This is a genomic window from Rathayibacter sp. PhB1, from assembly GCF_004362935.1.
Lineage (GTDB): Bacteria > Actinomycetota > Actinomycetes > Actinomycetales > Microbacteriaceae > Rathayibacter > Rathayibacter festucae.
Window position 1 is genome coordinate 210,409 of record NZ_SNYD01000005.1, and the last position, 19,982, is coordinate 230,390.

Sequence of the window (19,982 nt, forward strand, 5' to 3'; positions counted from 1 at the left end):
AGAACGCCCTGTGGACGGGCTCCCTGAACGTGCCACGGGGCCTCAGGCCAGGACGTACGCCCCGACGGTGATCGCCACGAGGCCGACGCCGATCAGCCCGACGAGAAGGTTCTGGGTGCGTCGCTGCGAGCGCTGCCGCGTCCGCGTGAAGACCAGCCCGATGAGAGCACCGGCCACCAGGCCGCCGACGTGCGCCTGCCAGGCGACGTTCATCCCCGGCAGGAAGCCGATCACGAGGTTCAGCCCGACCAGCACCAGCAGCTGCGAGGCCTGCCCGCCGAGGTGGCGCAGGATCACGAGGTACGCGCCCATCAGCCCGAAGATGGCGCCCGAGGCGCCGATCACCGGCGTGAGCGGGCTGGAGAGGAGCAGGACGCCGACCGAGCCGGCGAAGCCGCTGAGGAGGAACAGCGTCAGGTAGCGCCCGCGGCCGAGCATCCGCTCGAGGGCCATGCCGAAGACCCACAGCGTGTACATGTTCAGCAGCAGGTGGAAGGGCACCACGAAGAAGAGGGACGTGCTGTGCGCGAAGATCGACGTGATCATCCGCCACGGCTCGAAGCCCGCGCCGAAGCCGGGCAGCGTGTACGCCGGGAAGTAGGCGATCGCGTTGAGCACGGTGTTCCCGATGAAGGGGAGCACCTCGAGGATCCAGACCAGGACGCAGAGCGCGATGATCGCGTAGGTGACGGTCGGCTGGTCCGCCCGTGTCATCGCCCGGACCCGCGACACGAGCGGTCCGCGGACGCGCGGGGCCTCGCTGCGCTGCTGCGCCATGTCGTCCGGGCAGATGACGCCGACCGGGGCCGGGGTCTGGCACTCGCCGCAGATCGTGCGACCGCACCGCTGGCAGCGCACGAAGCTCTGGCGATCGGGGTGGCGGTAGCAGGTGTAGGTGCTGCTGCTCGGCGGGACCTGGGTCACGGACGTTCCTCCGGGAGAGAGAACGAGGGCCGGGCCCAGACGGACCCGACCCTCGATGAGTGGTGGAGAGGCGGTCAGACCTCGGTGATCTCGACGCTCTCGATGACGACGTCCTCGAGGGGCTTGTCGCGACCGTCGGTCGCCACGGCCGACAGTGCGTCGACGACCTTCTTGGACTCGTCGTCGGCGACGGCGCCGAAGATGGTGTGCTTGCCCTGGAGCCAGGTGGTCGGCGCGACGGTGATGAAGAACTGCGAGCCGTTGGTGCCGCGCCCCGCCTGCTTGCCGGCGTTCGCCATCGCGAGGATGTAGGGCTGGGTGAAGTCGAGCTCCGAGTTGATCTCGTCGTCGAACTGGTAGCCCGGGCCGCCGATGCCCTGGCCGAGCGGGTCGCCGCCCTGGAGCATGAAGTCGGGGATGATGCGGTGGAAGACGGTGCCGTTGTAGAGCGGCTCCTTCGTCTTCGCGCCCGTCGCCGGGTGGGTCCATTCGATGTCGCCGGTCGCGAGACCGACGAAGTTGCGGACCGTCTTCGGCGCGTGGTTGCCGTAGAGGTTGACGACGATGTCGCCCTTGGTCGTGTGGAACGTCGCGACTGCGGTGTGCAAAGGCATGGGTGGATTCTCGCACAGCGGCTCTGTAGGGCTCCGCAACGCCGGGTGTCAATGCGCTGGGTGCGCGATGCGCGGGCCGCGGGATGAGTGGCAGTATTGAGCCGTTGTTCGCCGCTCGTAGCCGATGGAGGACCAAGTGGGTCTGTCACGTAAGCACAAGAAGGATCTCAAGCGCCTCCGCAAGAACGCCGAGGCGGTCTGGAGTGAGCAGCAGGAGGTGCTGGCGCACGCCGCCTCCGTTCTCGAGAAGAGCCGCCGCCACGCGACCACGTACGCGAAGAAGGAGGTCGTGCCGGCCGTCAAGGACGCCTACTCGAGCCGGGTGAAGCCCGTCTACGACAACGGGGTCTCCGCCGTCGAGGGCACGTACTCCTCCGCACGCGACGCCTACAAGCACAAGGTCCTCCCGACCTTCGCCGCTGTCGGCGGCACCGCCGCGGCCGCGTTGGAGGCCGCCAAGGACTCGAAGAACCGCGCGAAGCTCGCCGAGATCTCGAAGGCGCGCTGGGAGGAGCTCACCACTCCCCCGAAGAAGAAGAACAAGGTCGGCACGGTCTTCGCGATCGGCGCCGCCCTCGTCGCCGTCGGCGGCATCGGCTACGCCGTCTGGCAGACGTTCCGCGCCGACGACGAGCTGTGGGTCGCCGAGGACGAGCCGGCCAGCGCCGCGCAGTCGCCGGCGTCGACCGCTTCCTGAGTCGCCGCGTGAGGCCCGGACACCGCACTGCGGGTCCGGGCCTCACGCGTGTCCGGTGGTGCGCGGTCCGCGGTTAGGCTGCTGAGGTGGACATCCGGGTCGCCGCGTACGGCGTGATCATCGACGGCGAGCGCATGCTCCTCGCGCACTGGAGCCAGGGGCCCTGGGAGGCGTGGACGCTTCCCGGCGGTGGCATCGACGAGGGCGAGTCGCCCGCGGACGCTGCCGTCAGGGAGATCTTCGAGGAGACCGGCTACCACGCCGAGCTCGAGGGGCTGATCGGCGTCGACTCACACGTGATCCCCGCGCATCGCCGCAGCGACCCCGACGCCGGCCCGTTGCACGCGATCCGCGTCGTCTACCGCGCCCGCGTGACCGGCGGCGAGCTGACCCACGAGGTCGACGGCTCGACCGACGCCGCCGCCTGGTTCCCGCTGGCCGAGGTCGAGGGACTCGAGCGGGTCGAGCTGATCGACGTCGCCCTCACGATGAACGAGGCCTGGACGCTGCGCTGACCCCGGCGGGTCTCGATACGCCGCCTCCGGCGGCTACTCGACCAGCACGCAGAGCGCCTCACGGCGTCACATCCGATGTGGATCGACCTCCATGCTGATCGAGTAGCCCGCGCAGCGGGCGTATCGAGATCCATCCCGGGAATCGTGCGGTGCCGCCCGGCGTTGTCGTTCCTGTGATCGTCGAGCTCTACACGTCCGCGTTCTGCGGCGCCTGCAACGCGGCCCGCAGCGTGCTCGAGCGCGCGGCGGAGCTGGTCCCCGCTGCGGAGATCCGCGAGTTCGACGTCGCCTTCGCGCCCGAGGCAGCGGAAGCCGCGGACATCCGCTCCACCCCCACGGTCGTGGTCCGCGACGCCGACGGCCGCGCGGTGTTCCGTGCGGAGGGGGCGCCGTCGCTCCCCCAGGCGCTCTCCGCGCTCGCCCTCGCCGTAGGGTGACCTCGTGCCGCATCGTCGTCGAGTCGCCAGCGTCGCCGTCGTGCTGGCGGCCACGGCCTCCCTGGCGCTGTCCGGCTGCGCGACGGAGCCCGTCTCCGAGGCGACCGTCGGCATCGGCCGCGGCGGACAGCGCGCCGAGGTGCTGGGCGTCGTCGTCGTCTGCTCCGGAGCCGTCGACGGCCTCGACCTCGCCATCGAGGACACCGCTCCCCTGCTGATCGGCGATCGCGCGCGGCGGATCACCCGCTGGGTCGCCCCGGAGCCCGTCGACGACATCGGCGCGACCGACCTCGCCGGCCGCACCGTCTGGCCCGCCGACCGGGAGATCGAGCGCTTCCCCCTGGGCGTCGACCTCACCCTCGGCGCCTACGCGGTCGGCGGGCCAGTCATCGGCCGCCCCGTGGTCTTCACCGCCGAGCAGTTCGACACCCTGTCCGTCGGCGAGATCATCGTCGGCGACATCCGCGACGGCACCTCCGAGACCCTCTCCGTCGAGAACTTCCTCGGCCTGGCCTGCCAGCCCCGCTGACCCCGCCGTCGCCCGCCAGAGGACGAGGTGCTCGCAGTCCGGAGAGCCCTTATCAAGGGCTACCCGGTATCCCTTGATCGCGTCATCGCCCGCTGACCGCCGACCCTCGACGTCTCGCTGCCAGCGAGCACGCGTGCCTGGAGCTGAGGCGACCCGATGGTCAGGTCGGCGCGCTCTCCGTGCAGAAGCTCGTCGACGCCGGAGTCCTCACCCAGTCGCGAGCGGGACGCAGGAACCGATCGTTCGAGGCCGTGGAGGTCCTGGCGGCCCTCGACGACTTCGCCGCCAGAGCACGCCGACCGCGGTACGGCACGCACAGCGGGTGAGGAGGACCGGTGGACCGGTTCGAGTGTGGAGCCTAGGAGATTCGAACTCCTGACATCCTGCTTGCAAAGCAGGCGCTCTACCAACTGAGCTAAGGCCCCGGACCGGCGGCGGAACGCCGGCGAGAGTGGAACGGCCCGACACCTCGCGATGTCGGGCCGTTCGGCACGTGGGGGTACCAGGACTTGAACCTGGGACCTCTTCATTATCAGTGAAGCGCTCTAACCGCCTGAGCTATACCCCCGAATTGGCCAGATGAGACTCTACCCGACGCCGGGTCAGAATCCCAATCGGCCGCTCCGCCCGCGGACCCTACTGGTTGGTGAAGCCGACCAGCAGACCGCCGGTGATCTTGACGCTGAGGTTGTACAGCAGCGCCACGATCGCCCCGAGGGCGGTGGTGACGATGGTGTTCAGCACCGCGACGACGACCGCGAAGCCCATGATCTGGGGCAGCGAGATGATCGTGTTGAGGTCGAACGCCTCCGCTCCGGCGATGTCCTGGACGAGGCCGTTGACCTCGTCGAAGACGCCGGTCTGCGCGAGCACCGTGTAGACGAGGTAGACGACGACGATCGTGATGATCGCCAGCGTCAGACCGAGCAGGAACGACAGCTTGACGGCCGACCAGAAGTCGACGTACACCAGCTTGAGTCTGACCTGCTTCGCCGCCGGGCTCTTCGCGGACTTCTTGGCGAGCTTCTCGGCGACCGTGCTACTCATCGACGGACTCATCCTCCTCCGACACCGCTTCGGACTCGGCCGACGCCGCGGCGTCGGGATCCTCGTCCTGGGCGTCGAGATTGCGTTCGGTGTTCTTGGCGAGTGCGATGATGCGGTCATCGTCTGCGAATCGTGCGAAGACGACTCCCATGGTGTCGCGACCCTTGGCCGGTACCTCGGCCACGGCAGAGCGTACCACCTTGCCACTGGCGAGGACGACGAGCACCTCGTCGTCCTCCCCGGTGATGATGGCGCCCACCAGGTCGCCGCGCTTCTCCTCGAGCTTGGCCACCTTGATGCCCAGACCGCCGCGGCCCTGGAGCCGGTACTGGTCGACCGCGGTGCGCTTCGCGTAGCCGCCCTCGGTCACGACGAAGACGTAGCCCTCGTCGCTGACGACGTTGGCGTCCAGCAGTCGGTCGTCGCCGCGGAACGACATGCCCATCACTCCGGAGGTGGAGCGGCCCATCGGGCGCAGCGCCTGGTCCGAGGCGGTGAAGCGGATCGACATGCCCTTGCGGGAGACGAGCAGCACGTCGCTGTCCTCGTCCACCAGGAGCGCGGAGACGAGCTCGTCGCCCTCGCGGAGCTTGATCGCGATGATCCCGCCGGAGCGGTTGGTGTCGTACTCCATCAGCGCCGTCTTCTTGACGAGGCCGTCGCGGGTGGCGAGGACGAGGTAGCGGGCCGCCTCGTAGTCGCGGATGTCGAGGATCTGCGCGATCTGCTCGCCGGGCTCCAGCGCGAGGAGGTTCGCGATGTGCTGGCCCTTCGCGTCGCGGCTCACCTCCTGCAGCTCGTACGTCTTGGCGCGGTACACGCGGCCGGTGTTCGTGAAGAACAGCAGCCAGTGGTGCGTCGTGGTGACGAAGAAGTGCTCGACGATGTCGTCGGCCTTGAGCTGGGCGCCGCGCACGCCGCGGCCACCGCGGTGCTGGGCGCGGTACGAGTCGCTCCGGGTGCGCTTGAGGTAGCCGCCGCGGGTGACGGTGACGACCATCTCCTCCTCGGGGATCAGGTCCTCGACGCTCATGTCGCCGTCGAAGCCGAAGAGGATCTCGGTGCGGCGGTCGTCACCGAAGCGGTCGACGATCTCGTCGAGCTCGTCCGAGATGATCGTCCGCTGGCGCTCCGGGCTCGCGAGGATCGACTTGTAGTCCTCGATCTCGGCCTGGATCCGGTCGTGCTCGTCGATGATCTTCTGGCGCTCGAGGGCGGCGAGCCGGCGCAGCTGCATGTCGAGGATGGCGCGCGACTGCACCTCGTCGATGTCGAGGAGCTCCATCAGGCCGTCGCGGGCCTCCTCCACGGTGGGGGAGCGGCGGATCAGGGCGATGACCTCGTCGAGCGCGTCGAGCGCCTTGAGGTAGCCGCGCAGGATGTGGATCCGCGCCTCGGCCTCGTCGAGCAGGTACTGGGTGCGGCGGACGACGACCTCGACCTGGTGGTCGACCCACGCGCGGATGAAGCCGTCGAGCGAGAGCGTGCGCGGGATGCCGTCGACGATCGCGAGCATGTTCGCGCCGAAGTTCTCCTGCAGCGGGGTGTGCTTGTAGAGGTTGTTCAGCACGACCTTCGCGACCGCGTCGCGCTTGAGCACGACGACGAGGCGCTGACCGGTGCGGCCCGAGGTCTCGTCGCGGATGTCGGCGATGCCGGAGACGCGACCGTCCTTGACCAGCTCGGCGATCTTGATCGCGAGGTTGTCCGGGTTCACCTGGTACGGCAGCTCGGTGACGACGAGGCAGGTGCGGCCCTGGATCTCCTCGATGGAGACGACGGCGCGCATCGTGATCGAGCCGCGGCCCGTGCGGTACGCGTCCTGGATGCCGCGGACGCCGAGGATCTGCGCCCCGGTGGGGAAGTCAGGGCCCTTGATGCGCTGCAGCAGCGCCTCGAGCAGCTCCTCGCGCGACGCCTCCGGGTTCTCCAGCGCCCACTTCGCGCCGGCGGCGACCTCGCGGAGGTTGTGCGGCGGGATGTTGGTGGCCATGCCCACCGCGATGCCGACCGAGCCGTTGACCAGCAGGTTGGGGAAGCGCGCGGGCAGGATCGCCGGCTCGCGGGTGCGGCCGTCGTAGTTGTCCTGGAAGTCGACGGTGTTCTTGTCGATGTCGCGGACCATCTCGAGGGCCAGCGGGGCCATCTTGGTCTCGGTGTAGCGGGGGGCCGCGGCGCCGTCGTTGCCGGGGGAGCCGAAGTTGCCCTGGCCGAGCGCCAGCGGGTAGCGGAGGCTCCACGGCTGGACGAGGCGCACGAGGGCGTCGTAGATGGCGGAGTCGCCGTGCGGGTGGAACTGGCCCATCACGTCGCCGACGACGCGGGAGCACTTCGAGAACGCCTTGTCAGGGCGGTAGCCGCCGTCGTACATCGCGTAGATCACGCGGCGGTGCACGGGCTTCAGGCCGTCGCGCACCTCGGGCAGCGCGCGGCCGACGATGACGCTCATCGCGTAGTCGAGATAGGAGCGCTGCATCTCGAGCTGCAGGTCGACCGGCTCGATCTTGTCGTGCCCGTGGATCACGACACCGGTCTCGGTGACGATGTCCTCGCCGTCGTCCGGTCCGGTGGGGGTGTCTGATTCGTCTGCCATGATCTCTGTCTTCTCAGGTGGGTCCGGGCGCCGGGTCGTGACGGGGGCGGGTCGCGCTGGGTGTCAGTTCAGTTCTTATGATGCGGTGGTGCGAGGTGGTGCGAGGTAGCGCTTGGTGGCGCGCGGGTCTCGATACGGCCTGCGGCCTACTCGACCTCGACATCTGTCGGTTATCGCGGCGCGATAACCGATCAGATGTCGAGAAAACGCACGTCCTTGGCGTTTTTTTGAATGAAGGAGCGGCGGGACTCGACGTCCTCGCCCATCAGGGTCGAGAAGATCTCGTCGGCGGCGGCCGCGTCGTCGAGGGTGACCTGGAGGAGGGTCCGCGTGGCGGGGTCCATCGTGGTCTCCCACAGCTCCTTGTAGTCCATCTCGCCGAGACCCTTGTAGCGCTGGATCCCGTTCTCCTTGGGCATGCGCTTGTTCGACGCGGCGCCGTGCGCGAGCAGCGCGTCGCGCTCGCGGTCGCTGTAGACGTACTCGTGCGGCGAGTTCGACCACTTGAGGCGGTAGAGCGGCGGCTGCGCGAGGTAGACGTAGCCGAGGTCGATCAGCGGGCGCATGTAGCGGAACAGCAGCGTCAGCAGCAGCGTCGTGATGTGCTGGCCGTCGACGTCGGCGTCGGCCATCAGGATGATCTTGTGGTACCGCGCCTTGTCGGGGTTGAAGTCCTCGCCGATGCCGGCTCCGAAGGCCGTGATCATCGCCTGGACCTCGTTGTTGCCGAGGGCGCGGTCGAGGCGCGCCTTCTCGACGTTGAGGATCTTGCCGCGGAGGGGGAGGATCGCCTGGGTCTCGGGGTTCCGGCCCTGGACGGCGGAGCCGCCTGCCGAGTCGCCCTCGACGATGAAGATCTCGGAGATCGACGGGTCCTTCGACTGGCAGTCCTTGAGCTTGCCCGGCATGCCGCCGCCCTCGAGCAGGCCCTTGCGGCGGGCGGTCTCGCGGGCCTTGCGGGCGGCCATCCGCGCGGAGGCCGCCTGGATCGCCTTCCGGATGATGTCCTTGGCCTGGTTGGGGTTGCGGTCGAACCAGTCGGCGAGCTGCTCGCCGGCGACTCGCTGCACGAACGCCTTGGCCTCGGTGTTGCCGAGCTTGGTCTTGGTCTGGCCCTCGAACTGCGGCTCGCCGAGCTTGATCGACACGACGGCGGTGAGGCCCTCGCGGATGTCGTCCCCCGAGAGGTTCTCGTCCTTGTCCTTGAGCAGGTTGTTCGCGCGCGCGTACTTGTTGACGAGCGTCGTCAGCGCCGCGCGGAACCCCTCCTCGTGCGTGCCGCCCTCGTGGGTGTTGATCGTGTTCGCGTAGGTGTGCACGCTCTCGGTGTACGCCGTCGTCCACTGCATCGCGACCTCGAGCGAGATGCGGCGCTCGGTGTCCTCGGACTCGAAGTCGATGATCTCGGAGTGCACGAGATCGGACTTCTTCAGCGAGTTGATGTACTCGACGTAGTCGACGAGGCCCTTCTCGTAAAGGAAGACGTCGCTGCGGGCACCGGAGGTCTCGTTCTCGCCCTCGCCATCGAACTCGATCTCCTTCTCGTCGGTCAGCGCGATCCGGAGCCCCTTGTTGAGGAACGCCATCTGCTGGAACCGGGCGCGGAGGGTCTCGTAGTCGAACTCGACGGTCTCGAAGATCTCGGCGTTCGGCCAGAAGGTGATGGTGGTGCCGGTCTCGTCGCTGGGCTCGCCCTTCGCGAGCGGCGCCTCCGGGACTCCGTCCGCGAAGGTCATGCTGTAGGAGGCGCCCTGACGCTTCACCTCGACCTCGAGGCGGGTGGAGAGCGCGTTGACGACGGACGAGCCGACGCCGTGCAGACCACCGGAGACGGCGTAGCCGCCGCCGCCGAACTTGCCGCCGGCGTGCAGCACGGTGAGGACGAGCTCGACGGTGGAGATGCCCTCGGTGGGGTGCATGTCGACCGGGATGCCGCGGCCGTTGTCGACGACGGTCAGGCCGCCGTCGGCGCGCACGACGACCTCGATGTTGTCGCAGTAGCCCGCGAGCGCCTCGTCGACGGCGTTGTCGACGATCTCGTAGACCAGGTGGTGCAGACCGCGCGGGCCCGTCGAGCCGATGTACATGCCGGGGCGCTTGCGGACCGCCTCGAGGCCCTCGAGGACCTGGATCTGGTTCGCGCCGTAGTCGCCGGAGGACTTCGTCGACATCCCCGAGGAGTGCGACGCCTCCGTCCCGGCGGTCTCGGGAGCAGCGGAGGGGCCGGTGGAGCCGTTCGCGTCCAGGTCGTTCGCTGCGGGGGCTGACGTGGAGTCGGTCGGCTCGGGTGTCATAGCTGTGGAGTTCTCCTCTGACGGTCCGTCGCGGCGCGCAGGCGGATCTGGAGATCTCGCGCACGGGGTCGACGCTGCGGTTCGGCGGCCCTCCATTCTACCGCGCGGCGGCCGGTCGCGCGGCGCTCAGTGGCGATCTGACGAACGATTTCTCCGGGGTCGACCGAAAATGCGTCCTCAGCCGTAGGTATCGCGCGGACCACGCCCTGGAATCGACCTGGGGCCCTTTTTCCAGTTCGGGACGTCGGGCCCCTGGAAACGGATCGCGGTGATCCCCGCGTCCGGGTGGTTCACCGCGATGTGGTTCATGATCTCGATCCGCATCAGACGCAGCTGCGTCGACCAGGCCGTCGACTCGCACGCCACCGTGAGCACGCCGTCCACCACGCCGACCGGAGTGGAGTGCTTCGCCGTCTCCTCGCCGGCGATGGCCGTCCAGGACGACATCAGATCGCCCTGGGCGAGGGGAGCGGTCCAGCCGAGCTTCACCGTGAGGGAGGAGAGCACGTCGCCGAGGTCGTGCGGATCGCGGCCCCCGCCGAACGGGGCCGCGTCGCCCTTGGGCTCGGCGCGGTCGACGGTCTTGCGCACCCGGCGGGGGGCGTCACCGCCGAAGACCTCCTTGAGGTGCTGGTAGACGCGCGCCGCCTCGGAGTCGGGAGCGGGGGAGGGAGCGCCGCGGCGGGGGGAGTCAGCCACGGTCGGGCTCCGGGGCGTCGTCCGCGCTGTCGTCCGGCGCGGGGGACGCGTCCGTGTCGACGGGCTCCGCCGGAGCGGACGCGGTCTCGGCCGGAGCCGTCAGGGGCGTCTCCGGGACCACGACCGCGTCGGACTCGACGATGCGGCCCGCCTCGATCCGGACCGTGTGCGCCGCCAGCGCCGCGGGCACGTCGTCGAAGACGGCGGCCGTGATCAGCACCTGCTCGTAGTCGGCGACCACGGCGGCGAGCCGCTCGCGCCGGCGGGCGTCGAGCTCGGCGAAGACGTCGTCGAGCATCAGCACGGGGTCGCCCATGGGGGAGTCGCGCCGGAGCAGCTCGGCCGCGCCGAGCTTGAGCGCCAGAGCGAACGACCAGCTCTCGCCGTGGCTGGCGTAGCCCTTCGCCGGGAGGTCGTTGAGCTCGAACTGGACGTCGTCGCGGTGCGGCCCGACCAGCGAGATCCCGCGGTCGAGCTCGCGGCGGCGCACGGAGAGCAGGGCCGCGGAGAAGGTCGCGGCCAGCTCCGCCGGCGCCGCGGACGCCTCGGCCGTCGCGACGGGCTCGTCGTCGTCGTCGACCGCTCCCTCGATGCTCAGGCGCGAGCGGAGCACCGGGCGCTGGTCCGCTCCGGCGACCGCCTCGTACGCGGCTCGGACCGGGCCGCTCAGCTCGTCGACCAGGGTCAGCCGCGACTGGATGATCTCGGTGCCGAGGGCGACGAGGCGCTCGTCCCAGATGTCGAGCGTCCCGAGCTTCGCGGGATCGCGGACGCCGCTCGCCCGCGCGGACTTGAGGAGGGAGTTGCGCTGGCGGAGCACCCGCTCGTAGTCCGCCTGCACGGCGCTCATGCGCGGGGAGCGGAGGACGACCAGCTGATCGAGGAAGCGGCGCCGCGCGGACGGGTCGCCGCGGATGAGGAGGAGGTCCTCCGGCGCGAAGAGGACGCTCGAGAAGAAGCGGGGCAGCTCGCGCGGCTTGATGCCGCCGCGGTTGATCTGCGCGCGGTTGGCCGAGGAGCGGTTGATCTGCACCTCGGCGAGCAGGTCGCGGTCGCCGTTGCGGAGGCGTGCGCGGATCACCGCGCTGTCCCGCCCCGCGCGGATCAGCGCCTGATCGGTCGACACCCGGTGCGAACCGAGGGTGGAGAGGTAGCCGAGCGACTCGACCAGGTTCGTCTTGCCCTGGCCGTTGCGCCCCACGAAGAGGTTGGGGCCGGGTGCGAGCGCGACGTCCACGGAGGCGTAGTTGCGGAAGTCGCTCAACGCCAGCTGCGTCACCTGCACGCGCTCACCTCCTCCGTGTCCACTCTGCCCGATGCGGCACCTGCCGACGCGGGGTCTCGATACGCCGCTCCGCGGCTACTCGACCAGCATGCGGCGGCCGTGCACCGCGACGGAGCCTTGCTGATCGAGTAGCCCGTGGAGCGGGCGTATCGAGATCCACCCGCGTCGGACGACGAGTCTGCAGACCCACCGTGCTGACGACGGTGGTCTCGATACGCCCCTGCGCGGCTACTCGACCAGCATGAGCCGGCCGTGCTGACGACAGCGGGTCTCGATACGCGGCTCCGCGGCTACTCGACCAGCATGGAGCGCTCCCCGCGCAAGGTGAAGGCGGCCGGAGGCCCGCCGCGGCCATGACAGCATCCCTGCGTCATGGTCGCGGCGGGCCGCAGGTCGCCGTCCGCGACCGGCTCTGCATGACGCCACGGCTTCGAGAAGCCGACCGCCGTTGAGGACCGCCTCGGCGGTCCTCAACCGGTCGACTCAGTCGACCGCCTTGACGGAGTGCCCGCCGAACTGGTTGCGGAGCGCCGCGACCGCCTTCATGGCGGGGGAGTCCTCCTGGCGGGAGACGAACCGCGCGAAGATCGAGGCGCTGATCGTGGGGACGGGGACGGCGTTGTTGATGGCCTCCTCGATCGTCCAGCGGCCCTCACCGGAGTCCTGGACGTAGCCCTCGATGTGCTCGAACTCCGGGTCCTGCTCGAGCGCTCGGACGAGCAGCTCGAGGAGCCAGGAGCGGACGACCGTGCCGCGCTGCCACGCCTTGAAGGTGCCGGTGACGTCCTTGATGATGTCCTTGCGGGTGTCGAGGAGCTCGTAGCCCTCGGCGAACGCCTGCATCAGCGCGTACTCGATGCCGTTGTGCACCATCTTCGCGTAGTGGCCGGCGCCGACCTCGCCGACGTGGACGAAGCCCTCCTCGCGGGGGCCCTCGGGGCGCAGCGCGTCGAAGACGGGCATCGCGTACTCGACGAGCTCCTTCGGGCCGCCGACCATCAGGCCGTAGCCGTTCTCGAGGCCCCAGACCCCGCCGGAGACGCCGGCGTCGATGTAGTGGATGCCCTTGGGCTTGAGCAGCGCGTCGTGCTTGAAGTCCTCGGTGAAGCGGGAGTTGCCGCCGTCGATGACCAGGTCGCCCTCGCTGAGCTTCTCGGACAGGTCGGTGACGACGGCGTCCGTGATGGCGCCGGCCGGGACCATGACCCAGACGACGCGCGGCGCGGGGAGGGCGGCGATCATCTCGTCGAGCGAGGCGGCGTCCGAGACGTCCGGGTTGCGGTCGTAGCCGGTGACCTCGACGCCCTTCTCCCGCAGGCGGGAGCGCATGTTGTCGCCCATCTTGCCGAGTCCGACGAGTCCGATGTGCATGGTGAACCTTCCTGGGATTCGATGTCCGGCGGGCGGGTGCTCGTCGGGAGCAGGGCGGTCGCGGCGCTGCGATCGGGGAGGAGCGGTCAGCGCAGGAGCAGGTTCGGCTGGAGCAGGTAGCGGTAGCTGTCGCTCCCGGGCTGCTCGCGCGAGGTCTGCGCCGTGATCAGGACCGGTCCGGGCTTGTTGGGGTTCTCGGTCTTCGTGAACGCGATGCGCACGAACTCCGAGTGCACGGCGGCGAGGCCGTCGAGCAGGAACTGCGGCTTCAGCGACACGACGACGTCGACGCCGGTGACGATGGCGTCGATGCTCTCGGACGCCTGCGCCTGCTCGGAGCCGATGGCCTCGAGGGTGAGCCCGTCGCTGCTGAAGCTGAAGCGAAGGGCGGCCTCGCGCTCGAGGACGAGCGAGACGCGGCGGGTGGCCTCGATGAGGTCGCTCGTCGCCATCACGGCGTAGTTCTCGACGGAGGCGGGGAAGAGGCGCTTCACGGGCGGGAAGTTGCCCTTGATCAGGAGCGACGTGACGGTCTTGCGATCGGCGGTGAAGGCGATCAGCTCGCGCTCGTCGCGCTGGGTGATCGCGACCGAGACGGTGCCGGAGTGGCTGAAGGTCTTGCCGACCTCCTGCAGGGTGCGCGCGGGGACCAGCGCGGTCAGCGGCTGGCTGGGAGCGGCGTTGTCGCCGTTGTCCCAGTCGATCTCGCGGACGGCGACGCGGTAGCGGTCGGTCGCGACGAGGCCGATGGTGTTCTCGGTGATCTCGAGCTGCACGCCGGTGATCACGGGGGTGACGTCGTCGCGGGAGGCGGCGACGGCGACCTGCGAGATCGCGGCGGAGAAGGCGTCCGCGGGGACGAGGCCGGTGGAGGCGTCGATCTCGGGGATGCTCGGGTACTCCTCCACGGGCATCTGCAGGAGCGTGAAGTGCGCGGAGCCGGCCGAGACCGAGACGCGCGACTCCTCCGTCGCGACGCGCACCGGGGCGTTGGGGAGGCGGTTGGCGATGTCGGCGAGCAGCCGGCCGGAGACGAGGACCGTGCCGGTCTCCTCGACGTCGGCGGCGATCTGCGTCTGCGCGGAGACCTCGTAGTCGAACGAGGAGAGCGTGAGGCCCTCGGCGGTCGCCTCGATGAGGATGCCCGAGAGGATCGGCAGGGTCGTGCGCTGCGGCAGCAGCTTGACCGCGAACGACACCGCCTCGCTGAAGACATCGCGGTTGGCTTGGAACCTCACGAGAACACCCCTGACGAGTCGTGGACGAAGACCGACGCCCATCGTACTCGTCAGCTTCGACGTGCCCGGAAGCACGGCGCCCTCCCGGCGCAGCCGAGCCCTGTGGAGAGGTTGCCGGTCCGCCCCTGATTAAAGAGAGAACTGCGTTAACAGTGTTAACACGTGTGGAAACTGTGGAAAACGTCCGGGAGCCCTACTCACGACTGCGATGCGGAGGGGGTCGAGCTGTGGACGGAGTGTGAGCGCGGTCGTGGACGGGCTGTGGAGGGATTCGACCGAGTCGTCCGGAGTGCACAGGCGGGTGCTCGGAGCACACAGATCGAGGGCGGTTGTCCACAGTTATCCACAGGTTGCTCACACGTGTGGAAATCGACCGGAATCGTTCGATGTGGCGAACGAGGGCGGGCGTGGCGGGGTGGTGAGGGGGCGTAGTGGGAGACGGCGTCACCGGGAGGGGTGGGTCTCGATACGCCGCTGCGCGGCTACTCGACCAGCATGCAAGGGCGGCGGAGAGAGGGGAGCGGTGGGCGCCTCATGCTGATCGAGTAGCGGCCGGAGGTCGCGTATCGAGATCCGGCGTCACCGGGAGGGTGGGTCTCGATACGCCGCTGTGCGGCTACTCGACCAGCATGTGTGCGGCTGCTCCGCCGCCGTGTGGGGGCCGCTGCGCGGCTGCTCGACCAGAGAGAGAGAGGGAGCAGCCGGCGGCGGGCCGTCAGCGGTTGGTCTTGATGCGGGTGGTCAGCTCGGTGACCTGGTTGTAGATGCTGCGGCGCTCCTTCATGAGCTCCGAGATCTTCTTGTTCGCGTACATGACGGTGGTGTGGTCGCGGTTGCCGAACAGCTGGCCGATCTTGGGCAGCGAGAGGTTGGTCAGCTCGCGGCAGAGGTACATCGCGATCTGACGGGCGGTGGCGACGGCCTGGGAGCGCGACGAGCCGTAGAGGTCGTCGACCGTGAGCTTGAAGTAGTCCGCGGTGTGATTGATGATGTCGACCGGCGAGATGACGTTGTCCTCGTCGAGCGTGATCAGGTCCTTCAGCACCGTCTGCACCAGCGCCATGTCCACCGGGGTGCGGTTGAGGCTCGCGAACGCGGTGACGCGGATCAGCGTCCCCTCCAGCTCGCGGATGTTGCTGGACACCTTCGACGCCATGAACTCGAGGATGTCGTCCGGGACGAGCAGCTTCTCGCTGACGGCCTTCTTGCGGAGGATCGCGATGCGGGTCTCGAGGTCGGGCGCCTGCACGTCGGTGATCAGGCCCCACTCGAACCGCGAGCGCATGCGGTCCTCGAAGCCGGTCAGCGCCTTCGGCGGCAGGTCGGACGTGATCACGACCTGCTTGTTGTGGTCGTGCAGCTGGTTGAAGGTGTGGAAGAACGCCTCCTGCGTCTCCGCCTTCCCCTGCAGGAACTGGATGTCGTCGATCAGGAGGATGTCGACGTTGCGGTACCGGCCGTGGAACGCGTTGCCGCGGTTGTTCGCGATCGAGTTGATGAAGTCGTTGGTGAACTCCTCGCTCGACACGTACCGCACGCGGATGCCCGGGTAGAGGCTCATCGCGTAGTGGCCGATGGCGTGCAGGAGGTGGGTCTTGCCGAGGCCCGAGTCGCCGTAGACGAAGAGCGGGTTGTACGCCTTGGCCGGCGCCTCGGCCACGGCGACCGCGGCGGCGTGCGCGAAGCGGTTGGAGCCGCCGATGACGAAGTTGTCGAAGCTGTACTTCGGGTTCAGCCGGGTGTCGGTCGCCGGCACGGTGCGCAGCTCCTCGACGACGCGCACCGGCGGGGCGACCGTGGCGGAGGAGCCGGTCACCGGCTCGAAGGGGTTCAGCGAGTCGGACGACGGGGAGCTCATCGGCTCGTGCTCGATGTCGGGGTTCACCACGAAGGCGAAGGTCGAGACGCCGAAGGAGTCGTCGAGGGCGCCGATCGCGCTGAGCAGCGGCACGCGGACCCGGTGCTCGAGCATCCCGCGGGTGAACTCGTTCGGGACCTCGAGGTAGAAGGTGCCCGCCATGATGCCCTTGGGCTCCACCAGCGAGACGAAGCCGTACATCGGCGCGGTGATGCGCTCGTCCCGCGACAGCTCGCCGCGGATCACGTTCCACGCGTCGATCATCGACGTGTCGTCAGGCATCTGTCTCCGGTCCTCGGTCGCTCTCGAAATCCTGGCCGCCGCCTCGGGCTGTCGTCCGTCACGGCGGGCCCTCGGTTCCAGCGGAGATCCGGGGCCCGATCCCTGCACAGGCGCTTCCACAGGCCTCGCCGGATCCCCGCGATCACGCGGGAGGGGGGCGGTTCGCGCCTGTGGATAACTGCGGCTCAACACCGTAACCAACGGAGCCGACGGGAGACAAATCCACCACAGCGACACCCGCGTGTCAATGCGCGGAACACCGCGTCCCGTGTGCAGAATCGAGGTTTCGCCCGGCGCACATTTGACCGGTGGCGGCGGAGGACGTAGTTTAAGTCAGTTGACGCCTGCCCGGCGTCGGGAGCACGGTCCTCGCGGATCGGGCCGATCGGCACCCGGGCACCCCCTCTTCCCGGACGAACCGGAGCCCCCGCCATCGGCGTGGAGCCCCGCTCGCACCGCGGAACCCGTACGTGGAGATCTGACTATGAGCAAGCGAACCTTCCAGCCGAACAACCGTCGTCGCGCCAAGGTGCACGGCTTCCGTCTGCGCATGCGCACGCGTGCCGGTCGTGGCATCCTGAGCGCTCGCCGCGCCAAGGGCCGCACCGAGCTCTCGGCGTAGCGCCTAGCGATTCCGTCCAGCGGTGCTGGCCAGAGCCCATCGCATCGTCCTCGGTGGCGAGTACCGGGCAGTCGTCCGTCGCGGTGTGCGGTCCACGGGACCGCACACCGTCACGTATGTCCGGAGGTCCTCCGGCGACGCACCGGTGCGGTTCGGCTTCATCGTGGCCAAGACGGTCGGGACGGCCGTGAAGCGGAACACCGTGCGGCGCCGGCTCAAGGCCGTCGCCTTCGAGCTCGTGCCGCAGCTGGAGTCCGGGACCGACGTGGTCGTCCGGGCACTGCCCGGCAGCGCCGACGCTCCGTGGTCCGCGCTGCGGCAGGACGTGGTCGCCGCCGTCACCCGTGCGCGCGCCGTCCGCACGGGCGAGGCGCTCCGGTGACGGCCGCTCCGTCGACGACCGCGCCGGTCGTCACCGCTCCGGGATCGTCGCCCGCGGCCTCCTGGACCGCCCGTCTGGGCTGGTTCCTCCTCCTGCTGCCGCGCAACATCGGCATCCTGCTGCTCGTCGTGTACCGGGCGGTGATCTCGCCGCTGTACGGCGACGTCTGCCGCTACTACCCGTCGTGCTCCTCCTACGCACTCCAGGCGGTCCAGCTCCACGGGCTCGTCCTCGGGTCCGTCCTCGGTGCCCGCCGACTCCTCCGCTGCCACCCGTGGGCGGCCGGCGGGGTCGACGACGTGCCGACCTCTATCCCCCTGCACCGACCGGCTCCCGGCCGGACCCGCTTCGCCGTGACGCGATTCGGGTTCGTCGCGGGCCCTCGAAAGGACTGACCCCCTCCCATGGACCTCCTCGGCACGATTCTCTGGCCCCTCAAGTGGGTGGTCGAGCTGCTCCTCGTCGCCTTCCACCAGCTGCTGACCTTCACCGGCCTCGATGCGGCGGCCGGCATCACCTGGGTGCTGTCGATCGTGGGGCTGGTCCTCGTCATCCGCGCCGCGCTCATCCCGATCTTCGTCAAGCAGATCAAGAGCCAGCGCCGCATGATGGAGGTGGCGCCGCAGCTCAAGAAGATCCAGGACAAGTACAAGGGCAAGCGCGACCAGCTGTCCCGCGAGGCGATGTCCCGCGAGACGATGGAGCTCTACAAGAAGACGGGCACCAACCCGCTCGCCTCGTGCCTCCCGCTGCTGATCCAGATGCCGATCTTCTTCAGCCTGTTCTCGGTGCTGAACTCGGCGCAGCACAGCCAGCGCGGCGTCGGCCCGCTGGACGACGTCCTCGCCCGCCAGTTCGGTGAGGCCAACCTCTTCGGCATCGCCCCGCTGCACCAGTCGATCCAGGGTGCGCTCGCGGAGGGCGGCCAGGAGCTCGTCGTCGTCATCGCCGTCGTCATGGTGGTCCTGATGACCGCCTCGCAGTTCATCACCCAGCTGCAGATCGTCTCGAAGAACATGTCGCCCGAGGCCAAGGCCTCGCCGACGTTCAAGCAGCAGCGGATCCTGCTCTACATCCTCCCGCTCGTCTTCGCCTTCTCGGGCTTCGCCTTCCCCCTCGGCGTCATGTTCTACTGGCTGACCTCGAACATCTGGACGATGGTCCAGCAGTTCATCGTCATCCGGAACATGCCGACCCCCGGCAGCGAGGCCGCGAAGGCCCGCGAGGAGCGCCTGCGCCGCAAGGGCAAGCTCGTCGAGGAGACGACCGACGCCGGCACCGTCACGCTCGTCGAGAAGAAGGTCGTGCAGCGCGCGCAGCCCGTCAGCAAGAACCGCTCCAAGAAGCAAGCCGGAAAGAAGTAGGCCCCCAGAATGACCGATTCGACGCAGATGTTCACCGGTGCTCCGGCGGCCCCGGACGCGCAGGCTCCGGCCGACGAGGAGCTCGCTCCGCGGGCCTCCTCCGCCGACGGCGGTGCCGCTCCGACGCTGTCGCAGCTCGAGGAGGAGGGCGATGTCGCCGCGGACTACATCGAGGAGTTCCTCGACATCTGCGACCTCGACGGCGACATCGACATCGAGGTCCGCAACGGCCGGGCCTACCTGTCGGTCACGGCCTCCGGCGACACCAACCTGCGCGTGCTCTCCCGCCCGGATGCGGTCCAGGCGCTGCAGGAGCTCACGCGCCTCGCGGTGCAGACGAAGACGGGCGGCTTCTCGCGGCTCATCCTCGACATCGGCGGCTCGCGTGACGCTCGTGAGGCCGAGCTGGCCCAGCTGGTCGACCGCGCGATCGAGCGCATCGAGGAGGGCGCGACGTCGGCGTCGTTGCCCCCGATGTCGTCCTACGAGCGCAAGCTGGTCCACGACATGGTCGGCGAGCGCGGTTTCGTGTCGGAGTCGCGCGGCGAGGCCCGCGAGCGCCACACCGTCATCACCCGCGGCTGAGCGCCGTGGAGCCGACCCTCGAGCCGGAGCCCGCTGCCGCCGCCGCGATCGCCGGTGAGCGACTGCCCGTCCTGCGGCGCTTCACGGAGGCGCTCGCCCGCGAGGGGGAGGAGCGCGGCCTCATCGGACCGCTGGAGCTCCCGCGCCTGTGGACGCGGCACGTGCTCAACAGCGCCCTGGTGGCCCCTCTCCTGCGTCCGGGGCTCGTGGGTGATGTCGGGAGTGGTGCCGGCCTTCCCGGCGTCGTGCTGGGCATCGTGCGGCCGGACGTCCGGTTCGTGCTGATCGAGCCGATGGAGCGCCGGGTGCTGTGGCTGCAGGAGCAGGTCGACGCGCTCGAACTCGAGAATGTCTCGGTTCTGCGGGCCCGCGCCGAGGAGGTCCGGCTGGCGGAGCCGCTGGATCAGGTCACGGCGCGAGCGGTCAGCGCTCTCTCGAAGCTGATTCCGCTGACGGCGCCGCTGCTGCGGCCGGGCGGCGAGCTCGTCCTGCTGAAGGGCATCAACGCCGAGAAGGAGATCGAGGCCGCGGCGAAGCAGATCCGCCGCTTCAGGCTCTCCCCGCCCGAGGTCGTGGTGCTCGGCGACGGCGTGCTCTCCGAGGTGACGAGGGTCGTCCGAGCTACAGTGGGATGATCGCCACGACG

General features: G+C 69.3%; 20 protein-coding genes and 2 tRNA genes. 10 read left to right on the plus strand and 12 right to left on the minus strand.

Translation table 11 applies throughout. From position 1 onward, the window contains the following. Positions 1–42: 42 nt before the first annotated feature. Both EDF17_RS14085 and EDF17_RS14090 read right to left on the minus strand, forming a co-directional pair. Positions 43–924 (minus strand): rhomboid family intramembrane serine protease, encoded by an 882-nt coding sequence (locus EDF17_RS14085; RefSeq protein WP_123447249.1) that lies wholly within the window; start codon positions 922–924, stop codon positions 43–45. A 74-nt stretch (positions 925–998) separates the two neighbouring features. Next, on the minus strand, positions 999–1,538 hold the full coding sequence (locus tag EDF17_RS14090; RefSeq protein WP_123447250.1) for a peptidylprolyl isomerase: 540 nt from the start codon (positions 1,536–1,538) through the stop codon (positions 999–1,001). Between the two features lie 136 nt (positions 1,539–1,674). Here EDF17_RS14090 and EDF17_RS14095 point away from each other — a divergent pair, with 136 nt between their 5' ends. The 4 genes from EDF17_RS14095 (at position 1,675) to EDF17_RS14110 (ending at position 3,716) form a co-directional block, all read left to right on the plus strand. Beyond that, positions 1,675–2,235: a hypothetical protein gene (locus EDF17_RS14095; protein WP_123447251.1), complete on the plus strand. Its 561-nt coding sequence runs from the start codon at positions 1,675–1,677 to the stop codon at positions 2,233–2,235. Positions 2,236–2,321: 86 nt separating this feature from the next. After that, the gene (locus tag EDF17_RS14100) at positions 2,322–2,750 is read left to right on the plus strand and encodes an NUDIX hydrolase (protein ID WP_123447252.1); all 429 of its coding nucleotides are present in this window, start codon (positions 2,322–2,324) and stop codon (positions 2,748–2,750) included. A gap of 149 nt (positions 2,751–2,899) precedes the next feature. Then, positions 2,900–3,187: a thioredoxin domain-containing protein gene (locus EDF17_RS14105; protein WP_243585697.1), complete on the plus strand. Its 288-nt coding sequence runs from the start codon at positions 2,900–2,902 to the stop codon at positions 3,185–3,187. 4 nt (positions 3,188–3,191) lie between these two features. Beyond that, on the plus strand, positions 3,192–3,716 hold the full coding sequence (locus EDF17_RS14110; RefSeq protein ID WP_127887910.1) for a hypothetical protein: 525 nt from the start codon (positions 3,192–3,194) through the stop codon (positions 3,714–3,716). Between the two features lie 352 nt (positions 3,717–4,068). Here the strand turns inward: EDF17_RS14110 and EDF17_RS14115 are convergent. From EDF17_RS14115 to dnaA, 10 genes are all read right to left on the minus strand, one after another. Further along, positions 4,069–4,141, minus strand: a tRNA-Ala gene (locus EDF17_RS14115). A gap of 69 nt (positions 4,142–4,210) precedes the next feature. Beyond that, positions 4,211–4,284: transfer RNA gene (locus EDF17_RS14120), tRNA-Ile, on the minus strand. Between the two features lie 68 nt (positions 4,285–4,352). After that, positions 4,353–4,763 carry a DUF3566 domain-containing protein gene (locus EDF17_RS14125; RefSeq protein ID WP_123447255.1) on the minus strand — a complete coding sequence of 137 codons (411 nt, stop codon included), beginning with the start codon at positions 4,761–4,763 and terminating at the stop codon, positions 4,353–4,355. After that, on the minus strand, positions 4,756–7,356 hold the full coding sequence (gyrA, locus tag EDF17_RS14130; RefSeq protein ID WP_123447256.1) for a DNA gyrase subunit A: 2,601 nt from the start codon (positions 7,354–7,356) through the stop codon (positions 4,756–4,758). The genes EDF17_RS14125 and gyrA overlap by 8 nt, the downstream gene beginning before the upstream one ends. Positions 7,357–7,547: 191 nt before the next feature. Further along, positions 7,548–9,527, minus strand: a complete 1,980-nt coding sequence (gene gyrB, locus EDF17_RS14135) for a DNA topoisomerase (ATP-hydrolyzing) subunit B (protein WP_123447534.1) — start codon at positions 9,525–9,527, stop codon at positions 7,548–7,550. 300 nt (positions 9,528–9,827) lie between these two features. Continuing rightward, positions 9,828–10,349: a DciA family protein gene (locus tag EDF17_RS14140; protein WP_123447257.1), complete on the minus strand. Its 522-nt coding sequence runs from the start codon at positions 10,347–10,349 to the stop codon at positions 9,828–9,830. After that, positions 10,342–11,634 carry a DNA replication/repair protein RecF gene (recF, locus tag EDF17_RS14145; protein ID WP_123447258.1) on the minus strand — a complete coding sequence of 431 codons (1,293 nt, stop codon included), beginning with the start codon at positions 11,632–11,634 and terminating at the stop codon, positions 10,342–10,344. Before recF ends, EDF17_RS14140 begins: the two co-directional genes overlap by 8 nt. 483 nt (positions 11,635–12,117) lie before the next feature. Continuing rightward, on the minus strand, positions 12,118–13,005 hold the full coding sequence (gene gnd, locus EDF17_RS14150; RefSeq protein WP_123447259.1) for a phosphogluconate dehydrogenase (NAD(+)-dependent, decarboxylating): 888 nt from the start codon (positions 13,003–13,005) through the stop codon (positions 12,118–12,120). Between the two features lie 86 nt (positions 13,006–13,091). Further along, complete coding sequence (gene dnaN / locus EDF17_RS14155; RefSeq protein ID WP_123447260.1) at positions 13,092–14,243, minus strand: DNA polymerase III subunit beta; 1,152 nt, start codon at positions 14,241–14,243, stop codon at positions 13,092–13,094. 715 nt (positions 14,244–14,958) lie between these two features. After that, positions 14,959–16,383: a chromosomal replication initiator protein DnaA gene (dnaA, locus tag EDF17_RS14160; protein WP_123447261.1), complete on the minus strand. Its 1,425-nt coding sequence runs from the start codon at positions 16,381–16,383 to the stop codon at positions 14,959–14,961. Positions 16,384–16,867: 484 nt separating this feature from the next. On the opposite strand from dnaA, the gene rpmH reads away from it, so the two are divergent. From rpmH to rsmG, 6 genes are all read left to right on the plus strand, one after another. After that, positions 16,868–17,005 carry a 50S ribosomal protein L34 gene (gene rpmH, locus EDF17_RS14165; protein WP_055784512.1) on the plus strand — a complete coding sequence of 46 codons (138 nt, stop codon included), beginning with the start codon at positions 16,868–16,870 and terminating at the stop codon, positions 17,003–17,005. A gap of 22 nt (positions 17,006–17,027) precedes the next feature. Next, positions 17,028–17,387, plus strand: a complete 360-nt coding sequence (gene rnpA / locus EDF17_RS14170; protein WP_123447262.1) for a ribonuclease P protein component — start codon at positions 17,028–17,030, stop codon at positions 17,385–17,387. A 74-nt stretch (positions 17,388–17,461) separates the two neighbouring features. Beyond that, positions 17,462–17,782 carry a membrane protein insertion efficiency factor YidD gene (yidD, locus tag EDF17_RS14175; protein WP_123447535.1) on the plus strand — a complete coding sequence of 107 codons (321 nt, stop codon included), beginning with the start codon at positions 17,462–17,464 and terminating at the stop codon, positions 17,780–17,782. 9 nt (positions 17,783–17,791) lie between these two features. Beyond that, complete coding sequence (gene yidC, locus EDF17_RS14180) at positions 17,792–18,751, plus strand: membrane protein insertase YidC (protein ID WP_123447263.1); 960 nt, start codon at positions 17,792–17,794, stop codon at positions 18,749–18,751. Between the two features lie 9 nt (positions 18,752–18,760). Then, positions 18,761–19,336: a R3H domain-containing nucleic acid-binding protein gene (locus EDF17_RS14185; protein ID WP_243732904.1), complete on the plus strand. Its 576-nt coding sequence runs from the start codon at positions 18,761–18,763 to the stop codon at positions 19,334–19,336. A 5-nt stretch (positions 19,337–19,341) separates the two neighbouring features. Continuing rightward, positions 19,342–19,971 (plus strand): 16S rRNA (guanine(527)-N(7))-methyltransferase RsmG, encoded by a 630-nt coding sequence (rsmG, locus tag EDF17_RS14190; protein ID WP_123447264.1) that lies wholly within the window; start codon positions 19,342–19,344, stop codon positions 19,969–19,971. Positions 19,972–19,982 lie beyond the last annotated feature (11 nt).